The organism is Paenibacillus sp. 22594 (genome assembly GCF_052044425.1).
Classification (GTDB): domain Bacteria; phylum Bacillota; class Bacilli; order Paenibacillales; family Paenibacillaceae; genus Paenibacillus_AQ.
Map to the genome: position 1 here is coordinate 35,538 of NZ_JBQENA010000003.1, position 13,641 is coordinate 49,178.

Here is a 13,641-nt window from a genome sequence, read left to right on the forward strand (position 1 = left end):
TAAACCAATTTCCCCCAAACTTCGATTTCGACCTTTTTTATATAAATTACCTCTTTATTAATTTGTTGTAATTTTATGCATACTAGATAAAATTGAATTATTACTGACTCTACATATAGTCATATGTTAAAATATCCACGTACCTACAGGAAAAGGAGATTAAAACGTGTCGAAACCAGTATACGGTAAAAATGCAGCTCAGTCGAGAAATGTTGAAAAGATATCCAGCCCGGTGTGGGCATTGGTTGTTGCTTTCATTATGTTTTTGGTGTGGACCCCATTTCAGGTAGGATTGTTTAATGGACAGCAGATCGACTTTGAAAAGCCGATTTATGTGTCTTCCTTGCTCAGTGGTCTTCTGCTGCTGGTCTGGATGGGCTTGTACTATAAGAAGTTCAAGCTGGAGGAGCAGCGCGACTTGCTGGTTGTGGCTTCGCTGCTGCTTCCTATAACGTATGCCCTGTCATTGTTTGTCGCTGTTTCGCATTATATGGCGATGAATATCCTCTTTGTTCAGAGTATGTATATTGCAGTCTTCATTATAGCGTTATATCTGCTCAAGCAAAAGCAACTAAATGTTGTCATTCAAAATGCTATATTGGCTATTTCTTATTTCATTGTAGGTTTTGGTCTGCTGAACTGGCTGGGCAGCTGGAAATTGGCCGGAGGTTTGGTGGGGTGGTTCTCCGATACTGTACGCGGAGGCAAATATCTGGATGCGGTAATGACTGACTCCAATGGCCTGCGGTTGACCTCTATTTTCCAATATGCGAATACATATGCTGCTTTTCTGATGGCATTTCTATTTGTGGCTGTCTTCGCGTTGGTTCGATCCAAGAAGTGGTATGGAACGCTGACTCATGGATTCATGCTTGTTCCTATCATTATTTCATTGCTGCTGACCTTGTCCCGCGGGGGATTAGTGATGCTGCCTGTGGTCTTCATTCTTCTGCTACTGTCCCTGAAGCCTGCGAAGCAGATTCTCTGGATTATCCATCTTGCTATTGCCGGCATTGCCTCGCTTGTCATTGCGGGCCCGATGACCAATCTTGGGACGGAACTGAATACAGCTTTCACTTCTGCAGCAGCATTAAAGGGCTGGGCTTATCTGCTTGGGGCCTCCGCTGTGGTCGCCGTACTTGGCTGGGCCATTCAGCAGTATCTCTCTCCTTGGCTGCAGAACAAGCTCGGCGGCTGGGAATCACGCAAGCTTTCTAGTCTGTGGCTGCCGCTGCTGTCCGTTGTGCTGGTTGCGGTTGTTGCCTTCCTGTTGATCGGTACAAGCGTACGCACCGTACTTCCTGCCAACATGGAAACACGTCTGGAGAACATCAACTTCAAGCAGCACAGTGTACTTGAACGTATTACTTTTTATAAGGATGCCGTAAAAGTTATTAAGGACTATCCGATACTTGGAGCTGGGGGCGGGGGCTGGACTTCGCTGTATGAGCACTATCAGAACAACCCGTATACAAGCCGCCAGGTGCATAACTTCTTCCTGCAATATCTGATTGAAGTAGGTATTGTCGGATTTATCGTGTTCATGGGTTTTATCGGCTATATTTTCTACAAATACATTCGTGGATATCTCAAACGGGATAAAAATGAATTTGAAAATGGATTCTTTTTCTATATTATTGCTTTATCGATTCTTCTCCACAGCTTGCTGGATTTCAATCTCAGCTATGCTTTTATGGGCATTCTGATATTCGTAGGTCTTGCCGGAATGGGCGTTGCCATGGACAGCAAATCACTGCGCCGGAATTGGAATACAACAGGGTTACGCTATGGTTACCTTGCGGCCCTGGCTATCGGTACAGCCTTTATGCTCTTCCTGTCGATTAGCGCCATTAGCTCCAGCAGTTCGGCCGTGAAGGCCAAGGAGTTGATGGGTGTAAGTCAATCATATGAGGAGCTCAAGGCACCTTTGGTAGCCGCGTTAAAGGATCGTCCATACCATCCGGAAGCAGCGGCATACCTCGCCTCTATGGACCAGCAGGTGTATGGCCAAACTCAGGATGAGCAGTACTTGAACGAATCGTTCACCGTGATCAACCGTGCGCTTAAGGATGAGCCTTATAACAAGAAGCTGCTCCAGCTATTGGCTACATCGTATGAGTTGAAAGGCCAAAGCGAGCTCTCCTTCGCCGTCTATCGGGACAACGCGGATAAGTTTAACTGGGATATTGAATGGTACGATGCTCTGATCAGCCGTTCCCAGGCGCTGGCAAGTGCCGCAAATGCCAAAAAGGACGAAGCCAAGAAGCAGGAGTACCTAACTGCAGGACTTGATGCTTATAAGCATGTAACGGATGGTGTTGAGCATCTGAAAACTCTGCCTCCTGAGCAGCTGCAGGGACGTCCATTCTCGGTAACACCAACGATTGCTCTGAATGTGGCAAAAATGCAGCAGATTGCAGGACAAAATAAGGAAGCCACGGCAACCCTAAAGCTTGGGCTGGGTGATCATTATACGGATGTTGTGAACAGCGCAACCCTCTGGGATACGAACTGGTACAGTTCGCTGATTGCCCGCTCCTATGAGCTGGCTCAGCAGGCTTTCACCCAGCAGGATGCTGACAGTAAAGTCATGTACCTGAATGTCGGGATTAGTGCTTACAACCAGGTACAAGCCGACTTGCAGCTCCAGTCACTCCCTGTTACTCCTGCACTTGCACTCAATGCGGGCAGAATCCAGTTGATGGCAGGTCAAGTTCAAGCGGCCTCCAATACCTTGAAGCTTGGTCTGTCCGAAGATTACAAGGATGCAGCCAACCGTGAGATTGCCCGTTGGTACTTGGCCGCCTTAAAAAAAGCAAATGCTGCTCAAGATCAGCCAGTCTATGACAAGCTGATTGCCGCAGATCCAGCGGAAGCCGCTCAAATCGATGCCATTGTAAATACGCAGTACTAACTAAATGAGATTGTAAGCAAAGCGGGTGTTGTCCTTTGTTAAGGATGGCACCCGTTTTGTGAGAAAATGACGAAATACTTGTTACTGTTACTCTAAAGATTCCAATGTTAGATTTACATGCAAAAGAGCGCCCCGCTGACTGTGTTCAGCGGGGCGCTCTTTTGGGATTGAATAATAATTTGTTAGAGATGAATCCGGGGGCCAGGTTAGAAAGAAAAGCTGTCCGCAGCCCTTTACTTCGCTGCTTTCTGTGCTTCGCTGTCAATCACTGCTTTGAGGTAGTCCAGCAGACCTTCCTTGAGCTCCTCATGCTGAAGCGCATAGTGGATGGTGGTCTGGATGAAGCCCATTTTCTCGCCGACGTCATGGCGTTTGCCTTCGAAATCATAAGCAATAATGCGCTCCACTTCGCTCAAGCGGGAGATGGCATCGGTCAGCTGGATTTCACCGCCTACCCCTACCTGCTGCTCACCGAGCATGTCAAAAATACGTGGAGTCAGGATATACCGCCCCAGAATCGCAAGGTTGGACGGAGCTTCCTCTCTCTTGGGCTTCTCCACCAGACGGTTGGCTTTGAAGACCCGATCAGCCAATTCCGTACCATCCACCAGACCGTAACGGGAAACCTCTTCCCAAGGCACAGGTTGAACGCCTACGATGGAGGATTTATATTGTTCGTAAATTTCAATCATCTGCTTCAGGCAGGGTTTGTCAGCTTCAACAATATCATCCCCAAGAAGAACAGCAAATGGCTCATTGCCGATAAATTTACGGGCACACCAGATGGCATGACCGAGACCTCTGGGTTCCTTTTGACGGATGTAGTGGATGTCGGCCATTTCGGAGGATTTGCGTACAGATTCCAGCAGCTCCCACTTTTGCTTCTCGGCCAGATTGAATTCCAGCTCAAATGAATTGTCGAAATGGTCTTCGATCGCACGTTTGCCTTTCCCCGTTACAATAATGATATCCTCAATACCGGAAGCGACCGCTTCTTCAACAATATACTGGATGGTTGGTTTGTCTACAATCGGCAGCATTTCTTTGGGCATAGCTTTGGTCGCGGGCAGAAAGCGGGTGCCAAGACCGGCTGCGGGAATAATAGCTTTACGGATCTTCATGACAGGGCTCCTTCTATGATCTTCTCTAATTTCCATTTCATTGCTAAAGGGAAAATGGCATATTTGCTTTAATTATAGCAGTTTTGGGTGTGTTTTGGCAGGGATGTTATTGAAACCGCAAGGGATATGTATATAAAAGGGCCAGTGTGCTAAGAGCTTGTCTACAAGCTCCTAATTACACTGACCCTGGGATTTATTAGGATGAACTGCAGGCACTATATAAACAGAACCTGCGTTGTTGCTGATCGATCTCCGCCCGAACGATCCGGCTTACTTCGCGTTCACCAATTGACCGCGCGTAACTCCAAGCTGGTTGGTAGCCTTGAGGCTTTTCCATACCTGTGTGCCGGAAATCTCTCCGCGCAGCGCACGGCTATAGAGGCTGAGGACCTCAGCAACCTGCTCCGGCGTTTCTTCCAGAAACTCTACACGGAAGGAGTTCACACCAAGCTCACGAAAATTGTTCAGATATTCCGCTCCGGACTGTTCCACTGCGTTGTAGACTGTATTCCGGCAACCCTCGTCTACACGAACAGGGTGGGCCATGCCGATGCGGTCCTGCAGGGAAGCTCGCTGCTCCTCGCAGGGACGTCCGCAGTTGGTATAATCCGTGCCTTCGCTCATGAAGGTGCAGTAGACACAGTGCTCGGTATGGAACATCGGCAGATGCTGATGGATCACGACCTCCATACGCGAGGTATCGCTGTGTTCCAGCAGATCGACCATCTGCTGGATGTTCAGGTCGTAGGACGGTGTTACTGCGTCGCAGCCTGCGTTCAGAAACAGATCTACCGCTTTGTGATTGGCGATATTCAGGGAGAAATCGCCGATCAGGCGCGGATGTACGGCATCCGGCTGCTCCATGCGGCGCTTCAAGTAGTAATAGAGCGCTCCGGTATTGCGCACCAGGACAGCATCCGGCTGCAAACGCAGGATGTTGGCATGGTAGCCGTTCTCGCCTGGCATATGAATGCGTGGCGTAGCCAGCGCAATACTGGCCCCAGCAGCCCGTACAGCGTCCACCGCTGCCGGGAACTGCTTGATGAATTCGAAGTCGGCGTATATATTCGTTACGCCAGCTTCGAGGGCAGCCTGCACCTGCGGCAGGCTGCGGCACAGCACGGTGAGCTCCGCTTCACCGCGCGGACCTGCGGCGCCCCTGCGGGAAGCGCCGCCGTAGACCTCTACCTCCCGTTTCACGTAGACGGGAGGTTTCGGGCGCTCGCCCGCAAGCAGCTCCACCGCCTGGCGGCGGATGCTGTTGAGCTCGCGCATAGGCACGATCACGTCGCCTTCCAGGTGCGACTCCATAGCCTCCAGCTGGAATACGGTCCCGCCCAGGCGGCCGAATTGCTCTTCCAGCAGGGCGGCATCCATCGGACGCTTCTGCGCGGCTTCCAGCAGCAGCTCCGAATCCACGCGGACCGTCACGTTCTTCTGAACGTCGGTCCACCAGGTGGCAAGCGGCTCACCCGCCCGCCCCTCTACCTTCACATGCACCGGGAAGACCCGGTAAGGCTTCTCGGTTTCGTAGGTCTGACGCAGCGCCTTGTCCAGCGCAGGGTCATTCGTCTTCCAGATGCGGTCGCCGACATGGAGGCGGCGCAGATCCACGTCACTCCGTCCTGGCACGATATCAATGATCCAGCCTTCCCCGGCTTCGCCTTCCAGCTTCACGCCTTTGCGGCGCAGATCGTAGACGCGTCCGCCTTCTTCTTTCTTCGTCGGATCGCCAGCGTCAAAAACAATGCCATCTCCACGCTTAAGCGGTGCATGAATGCGGCACACTACGCCATCACGCAGAATCTGCTCTACGGTCCCCATATAGACGCCGCGGCTTTTCGGGAAGGTACCGTCCACAAGCTTTTTATTGTTTGTACCTTCCAGGAAGCCATGCGTGAAGCCGCGGGAGAAGCTCTGCTGCAGCTCACGGATATCTTCCTTGGAGGTCGGTGACCAATTCCCTTCAAAGTACCGGTCAATTGCCTTACGATACTTGCCTACCACGTTAGCTACATATTCCGGACTTTTGAGGCGGCCTTCGATTTTGAAGGAGGTGACTCCTGCCTCGATCAGCTCCGGCATCAGATCAATCGCCGCCAGATCCTTAGGCGACAGCAGATAAGTGACATCGCCCATCGGCTTGATCTCGCCATCCACCATCAGGTCATACGGCAGACGGCAGGCCTGTGCGCATTCCCCGCGGTTAGCGGAGCGTCCGCCCCACATTTCCGAGGTCAGACATTGGCCAGAATAGGAGACGCACAGCGCCCCATGTACAAAAACTTCCATGGGCAGGCGCGCCTGCTCCCCGATCGTACGAATTTGCTTCAGGTTATTCTCGCGTCCGAGCACTACGCGTTCCAGCCCCCAAGGCTTGGTGAACTCCACCGCCTCCGGTGAAGTAATCGTCATTTGCGTAGAGCCATGGATCGGGAAGTCCGGGGAGATCTCGCGGATCATTTTGACCAGCCCTAGATCCTGCACGATTACTGCGTCCACACCCGCATCCACACAAGCATCAATCAGTTCCTTAGCGTCAGGCAGCTCATTCTCAAATACCAGTATGTTAAAGGTCAGGAACCCCTTCACACCATAGCTGTGCAGGAATGCCATAATCTCCGGCAGCTCGTCCATGCGGAAGTTGTTCGCTCTCGCCCGTGCATTAAACTTTTCTACGCCAAAAAAGACAGCGTCCGCCCCATTTGCCACCGCCGCACGCATGCAGTCCCAGTCACCCGCTGGAGCCAGCAGTTCCACGTCTTCTCTGCGTATTCCTTGCTCGTTCATTTATATCCTCCCAAACCGCCTTACCGGCGGGTCATTTAAAGCTTTTTAACCTGTTAATTGTATCAAACATCACACCAGTTCGCCATTGATTTGCCAAGATTTATATATGCTCAAGAACAAAAGTATCTTTAGGTAATCCGCGCTGCCGATTAACGATAATGTTAATTCATACCCTCAACCGGATCACGTGTTGTACAGAATACAACATTCCCGCAGAATTCGGGGCTCAAGTTAAGAAATGTTGTATGAAAGGCAGCATTTATCTGACTTCAGCATGGTTAAGAGAGAATATCTTGTATTTCGTACAACAATTCAGCGAATACAGCCTAATCTTCCATTCAAAGTTGTAATTCATACAACAATCTCAACGGACTCTCTTCGAGAACTCTCTAGAAGGACTCTCCACAAGGACTATCTGCAAAGACTGCCTACGACCATACTTCTGGAAAACCCTCAACCGGCTCGTAGCTACAGATATACGCATTTTTAAGTATAGGGCGCAACATACCTTTGCCAACCAGGCCTTGCAGCCATTTCCGTGCCGTTCGGAAGTTCACATCATAATGGACCATAATATCTTTGGGACGAATCCCTTGTCCTGTGCACCAGGCCATTCTTAATACTTCTCTTTCCTGAGGGGAAATTGAAGATGCCGGTGAGTTTCGAATTAATGTTGGGCCGATGACCATTTGCAGCAGCATGCGGCAGACTTCCGGACGCTTTTGAACATCATCAAACGAAAAATGAATGATTCTCCAGCCCATGCCTGTCAGAAAGGTATCACGGTTTAAAGAATAACTGAACTTCTCTCTGTCCATGTCTTTCACATGGCTCTGATATCCGTCACATTCCAGTCCGAATTTCCCGTAAGGTTGAATGAACGCAAAATCCAGGAATTGCGATTTACGGTTCCAATCATACACTTCATACTCTGGATGCAGATGATCCAGGTTACCGAACAGCGGCCACCAGACATTTTGCAGCAGCAGCTTTTCCGCATATTGGTGTCCCCTGGCCAGCCTCCCTCGCCGCTCCCCTGTTCGCACACTTAAATGGCGCTCTACTAACGACTCATGCGCTTTTTCAAAACTTCCACCCATTACTTATCCACCTCTTTCGCAAAAAAAAAGAACGCCCCAAGCTACCAAAAAGGTAATGGGACGTTCTTCGTCTGACCTTATTATACTTCTGCCAAAGAGGGGCAGCAACCGTTATATGAAGCAGTCTCCAATTCTCCTGCCCCCCCCCTACTCCCCACCCGCCGCTATGCGAAAGGACTTCAGCGTCGTATCGAGAGCTGCTTGCTGGGCAGGCGTCGAGTTGGCGTCATTTACGGTTATGGTGAGGGTGTAGACCAGATCATTTTTACCAAAAACTACTTGCTTCATATGTCCAGGGATACCGCCCCTAGTCTGGCGGACCGTCAGCATCGTGGCGGGGACTCCCGCAAACGTAATTTCCTCCATGCTGATTAGCTGAGGGCCTTTGGGATCATTTTTGCTGTTCTTGTAGTAACTTTGCAGCAAGCCTACCGCATAATCCACGGAACCCTCAGGGTTAGCATTGATCTGGAAGCGTCCGCCGGTGAACCGGTATTCTACGGTCTGACTCTCAAAAACATCCTGATAAGGTATCCACAGCCGTGGAATATCTATGCTATAGCCGTAGGTCTTGGAGCTTTTGGTTACAACCTGGCTGCGGAGCGCTATGTAATCATCGGTCTCCAGCCTGCCAAAGTTCTCCTTGATCCTAGAAAAATCGATATCTATGGAGCTTAAGATCGTCTTAAAACGAGCCTTGTCCTCATCCTGCCCCGCTGCTGCCCAATATTCCACGTAGTAGCGGTAGCCGGATTTTTGCAAAAGGATCTGATACTCTGTACTCCAGCCGCTGCCCGGGTTCAGACCCGTTTCCTTAACGAGCACAGGCTCACCAGAGACTACGGCCTCCATATCCTTTTGCATGGCATATGCACCCGGCACAAAGGTATCACTAATCTGTGAATCCAGATCTTTGCTCCAGCTCTCCAATGTAGATCCGGATGGCGCTGAAGAAACCTTTACAAGCAGATGGCTTCCTTTGTTACTCTCATAGTACAGGTGTTGATCATCCATAGTCCAACCTGCAGGAACCTGTAGAGATATTCCGTAATCGTCGTTGTATCCTTCGCGTAGACCGTTTTTGACCGTTGAGAGATCACGGATACTCTTGTCGCCGGCGTTAAATGAAGGGACAAATGAGTTCAACAGTGAAGCATATTGATTCAGATCCTTGTAATTCCCTGCATTATCATCTGTCAGGTAGAGCTCATATAAGTTTCCGTTACTGTAATATTGACGGCCTTCCCACAATGCACCGCTGGAATCCTTACTGACAATCCGGGCGTAGGGAACCTCCGCATTCGGAAAAACCACCCGGTCCAGAATCGTCTCCCCGCCTTCTTCAGCCGCGCGAACCAGTCTCTCCAGCAATTCATCAGGATCTGCTGCTATTTCCAGCGGTGAAGCATGAACCTCCAGATAATACAGATTCTCTGTACTTGTAAAAGTAGCTACACTTTCATTGCCGCCGCTGTCGCCGACCACCAGACCGGATGGATAGTTCATACTCCACCCATAGTAACTGTTGCCAATCCGTGTTTTGCCGACATCACTGTCGATTCCGCCGCTCTCCGGCGTTTCTTCTTCAGCCTCTGACGGCGAGAGCGTGATTAGCAGTCCACCACCGCTGCCAGGAGAAACCCGCGCTCCCAGAACTCCGGCCACAAAACGCATCGGTACGAGCAGTGTTCCCGAAACCATACGCGGGGGAACTGGCAGCGTGATCTTGACCCCATCCTTCCAGGCGGTTGTACTGCCGATGGTCATGGCCCCGGTATGGGGCCCGTACATCACCTTGACCACATCGCCCGCTTCAAGGGAGACTCTGCTGCCGAAGGCTTTTTTGAATATACCCAGCGGCACGAGCACCGTTCCGTTAACCTCTATGGGCTTTTGAATCACAACCTTCTCGCCGTTTACGGTTGCGGTAGTGCTACCGACCTTGAGATTCAGCTGCAGCAGCTTCTGCTCCGCTGCCTGCACCTGCTGGAGTGGCAGAACTGCCAACAGCATTAACACTGCCAGCAACGCGCACATCCCCGACCGTATCATTCTGCTTATTGTCTTCCGGCCTGCCTCCACTGGCAGTCCGCTATTCTTCTGTCTGTGCTTCAGCTTCTCCATCACCTTCCGCCTCCTCTCCCCCGGTCAGCGGGTCACCTTGACCCAGCACCAGCTTACGGGTCACAATATCCCCGTCACTTTGCATCAGCAGCTTCACTGCTGTACCCGGTTTATAACTCTTGAACCACTCGTTGATATCGACCAGTGAAGCAACACGATGTCCGTCAATCGCATACAGCACATCGCCTGCGGTAATCCCCGCCTGTTCTGCTTCTGCAGATACGACCTTGGTTACAGTCAGCGGGTCCTGAGCAGGCAGCCCAACAATCGCGGACCAGCTCTCCTCAAGCTCCAGGCCCAGGCTGGGACGTTTTACCTCACCATATTTAAACAACTGGTTCATGATGTACTGAACGGTATCCGCCGGAATGGAAAAACCCATATTTTCCACACCAACCGCAGCGTATTTCAGGCTGTTCACCCCCAGCACTTCCCCTCTCATGCTAACCAGCGGACCGCCGCTGTTCCCGGGGTTAATAGCTGTATCACTTTGAATCAGCCGATAGGCGGCATCGACGGCCCGGTTCAGCCCGCTGACCACACCCACTGTAGCCGAATTCCGCAGCGAAAAGGAAATAGGGGTCCCGATAGCAATCACCTTCTCCCCCACCTGGAGCTTGCTCGATGCGCTGGCAAACCTGGCGGGCTTCAGCGATTTGGCATTGATTTTGATTAGCGCCAGGTCACTGACTTCATCGATATAGGAAGCCGTGATGCTGTAGCTTTTAGCGTCTGACGTTACCACTACCGCGTTCTGCAAGCCTTTTATGACATGCGCATTGGTTATAATCCAGCCGTCCGCTTTGACTATAATTCCCGAGCCATGGGTCAGATTGTACCGGTCATCCGGTCCGCTGCTGCGGTCGCCGGAATATTTGCCGATAATGCCCACCACAGAGGGGGACACCTCTTTAATAATCTGCGGCACCGCGTCAACTGTCATCACCACATTTTTTTTGCCGGCAGCTGTTGCAGCTCCTACTTGCTTGAAAGCCCCAACCTTGAAGTCCTTGGCTCCAGCCGGACTATTGTCTGGAATTCCCGCTGCAAGTGCTGAATAGGCACCGCTCCCCGTACCGGACAGCAGCACTCCGCACAGCAGCAGGCTTAGACTCTTTCTATACTTACGTTTCCCCCACCACATCCGTCTTCACCGGCCCTCTCTGTATCTATGAATTGCTGAAATCTAATGGATATACCTTTAGTAATGATAAAAAGACGCCTTCAGCAGCGCCAGTGGCGGTTAAAGGTGTCTTCCTAGAATATAATGCTCTGCAATTGTCACTTGTGTACTAACTTATCCAGTTCATCACCATTGCGTAGTCCGAAACCACGAACACCAGCAGACTCACCACTCCAAAGGCAATGGCGAATTTGTTCTTCTGGGGTGCCCGTAACAGCCGGATCACTCCAATGAAGATCAGAACGGTGAACAAAATCATAAATACATCGAAGGTATGAAATTTAGACGGTCCTTGCGCGGCAGCTTCAGCAAGCAGCATGGCATTACCTCCCCAAGAGTATTGTCAAGCTAGTTCATCTATTCCATATCTCCTTCTATGTTATCGCTACCATTTCAGTGACGCAATAGAAAATCCTTAAAAACTTATGTAATTGTCACAAAAAATTTTTTTCTCCGGGAAAATATACTGCACATCAGCAATTTAGATCACAGAAGTTGCTGTTGTGCACTCTTTGTCAAAGAACTCAGCTTATATCTATTTATTCAACGAATATACCCCTCTTTGAATCTTACGACGGACATGCTCTGCATATGCCTGTTTGAACTATCAGCAAGTCCTTATTTATTGATAAACAATCGTTATACTGTAGTGCTACAACCCTCACTGCCGGACTACTCCGGACTATGTTACCATCGGGCTTATAATCTTAGGGCTTCTTGATTCATCCGATACATAACCAGAAAGGAAGTTAGATATGGCTTACGAACCGATATGGAACGCTGCACCCGAGAAACTGAGCAAGTTCGAATTCGTCAAACTGCAGAAGGACGGCCTGGATGTGATCCGCACCATTATTGAAAAATATGCCCTGGAGGGCTACAGTTCCATCCCGGCCGATGATATGGATCTGTTCAAATGGGCCGGAGTGTATCAGCAAAAGCCGCGTGATGGCCATTTTATGATGCGTGTGCGGATCAACACCGGTATTATGACTTCAAGCCAAGCCAGAGCACTGGCTGAAATCGGCAGATTGTACGGGCGAAGCCTGGTTGATGTGACTACACGCCAAGCCATCCAGTTCCACTGGCTTACTGTCGAGAATCTGCCGGATATCTTCAAGCGTCTCGAAGCCGCCGGACTGTATTCCTTCGAAGCTTGCGGCGACTGTCCGCGGACAATTGTCGGCAACCCACTGGCAGGGATCGACAAGGATGAACTGTTTGATACGACGGATATAGTAGAACAGCTGAATGATTTCTTTATGCTGAACCGTGACTTCTCCAACCTGCCGCGCAAATTCAAAATCTCTGTGTCTGCTAACAAGTACAATAACGCACAAGCGGAAATTAATGATCTGGCTTATACACCTGCAGTAAAAGTCATCGATGGTGTTGAAACTCTGGGGTTCCATCTGATGGTTGGCGGCGGACTGTCAGCCAAACCACATCTGGCGCAAAAGCTTGATGTCTTCGTAAAACCGGAATTGGCACTAAAGGTAGCTGCCGGTGTTGTCACACTGTTCCGGGATAACGGCTACCGGGAGAAACGTCATCACGCCCGCCTGAAATTCCTTGTCGCCGATTGGGGCGCGGAGAAATTCAAAGAAAAGCTGATCGAAGTCGTAGGCGAGCTGCCCCCGCGCGGCGAGGACCAGACGATTGGCTGGCAAGCCGCTTATTTTGACGGAGTCCATCCGCAGGTTCAGGAAGGTCTCAGTTATGTTGGCTTGAATGTTCCCGTCGGTAGGATGAACAGCGATGAGCTGGATCAGTTAGCCGAGCTGGCGGATCAGTACGGTGAAGGCAAGCTCCGCACCACGATGTCACAAAACATCATCATCAGCGGGGTTCCGAATGAGAAGCTCAGCGCTCTTCTGGAAGCCCCAGTGCTGCAGCGGCTGTCGCCATCAGCCAAACACTTCATCAGCCGCACTGTCGCCTGCACGGGCAATGAATTCTGCAACCTGGCCCTCGTCGAGACCAAACAGAGAGCTGTCAGTGTCGCTGCCTATCTGGATGAGCATATCCGGCTTGATGAGAAGCTGCGCATTCACTTCATCGGCTGTCCCAATGCCTGCGGACAAAAGCAGGTTGCCGATATCGGCCTGCAAGGCACGCTGATCAAGACACCGGACGGTATGACCGATGCGTTCGATATCGCTGTTGGCGGAACGCTTGGCTGCGGAGACCGTGGTCCTGCAGCTGAATTCGCCCGGCCGTTGAAGGGCCGCGTAAAGGCAGAACGGGTGGGCCCCGTTCTGAAGCAGCTCATTTCCTTCTACACGGAACAGCGTCAAGAACAGGAGAATTTCCATGCATTTACGGGACGCGTAGGCGAACCTGCCCTTCAGGAACAGCTTACCGCTATTTTGGAAGCTGAACCTGTAACTACGTCCAAGGAGTAATGTC

Annotated in this window: 8 protein-coding genes; 2 read left to right on the forward strand and 6 right to left on the reverse strand. The window is 50.8% G+C overall.

The annotated features are described in order from the left end of the window. The first annotated feature begins 166 nt into the window (after positions 1-166). A complete protein-coding gene (locus tag ACTJKB_RS11005) occupies positions 167-2,914 on the forward strand; it encodes an O-antigen ligase family protein (protein ID WP_440833945.1) in 2,748 nt (915 codons plus the stop codon). Between the two features lie 233 nt (positions 2,915-3,147). On the opposite strand, the gene galU is transcribed toward ACTJKB_RS11005, so the two are convergent. From galU to ACTJKB_RS11035, 6 genes are all read right to left on the reverse strand, one after another. Further along, positions 3,148-4,035, reverse strand: a complete 888-nt coding sequence (gene galU, locus ACTJKB_RS11010; RefSeq protein WP_074087226.1) for a UTP--glucose-1-phosphate uridylyltransferase GalU — start codon at positions 4,033-4,035, stop codon at positions 3,148-3,150. Between the two features lie 270 nt (positions 4,036-4,305). Continuing rightward, a complete protein-coding gene (locus tag ACTJKB_RS11015) occupies positions 4,306-6,825 on the reverse strand; it encodes a DUF3656 domain-containing U32 family peptidase (RefSeq protein ID WP_440833946.1) in 2,520 nt (839 codons plus the stop codon). A 428-nt stretch (positions 6,826-7,253) separates the two neighbouring features. Further along, the gene (locus ACTJKB_RS11020) at positions 7,254-7,925 is read right to left on the reverse strand and encodes a hypothetical protein (protein ID WP_440833948.1); all 672 of its coding nucleotides are present in this window, start codon (positions 7,923-7,925) and stop codon (positions 7,254-7,256) included. Between the two features lie 147 nt (positions 7,926-8,072). Next, a complete protein-coding gene (locus ACTJKB_RS11025) occupies positions 8,073-10,049 on the reverse strand; it encodes a stalk domain-containing protein (protein WP_440833950.1) in 1,977 nt (658 codons plus the stop codon). Continuing rightward, a complete protein-coding gene (locus tag ACTJKB_RS11030; RefSeq protein ID WP_440833951.1) occupies positions 10,018-11,193 on the reverse strand; it encodes a S1C family serine protease in 1,176 nt (391 codons plus the stop codon). The genes ACTJKB_RS11025 and ACTJKB_RS11030 overlap by 32 nt, the downstream gene beginning before the upstream one ends. A 148-nt stretch (positions 11,194-11,341) precedes the next feature. Further along, positions 11,342-11,551 (reverse strand): hypothetical protein, encoded by a 210-nt coding sequence (locus ACTJKB_RS11035; protein ID WP_074087233.1) that lies wholly within the window; start codon positions 11,549-11,551, stop codon positions 11,342-11,344. A gap of 436 nt (positions 11,552-11,987) precedes the next feature. Here ACTJKB_RS11035 and ACTJKB_RS11040 point away from each other — a divergent pair, with 436 nt between their 5' ends. After that, positions 11,988-13,637 (forward strand): nitrite/sulfite reductase, encoded by a 1,650-nt coding sequence (locus ACTJKB_RS11040; RefSeq protein WP_440833952.1) that lies wholly within the window; start codon positions 11,988-11,990, stop codon positions 13,635-13,637. Positions 13,638-13,641 lie beyond the last annotated feature (4 nt).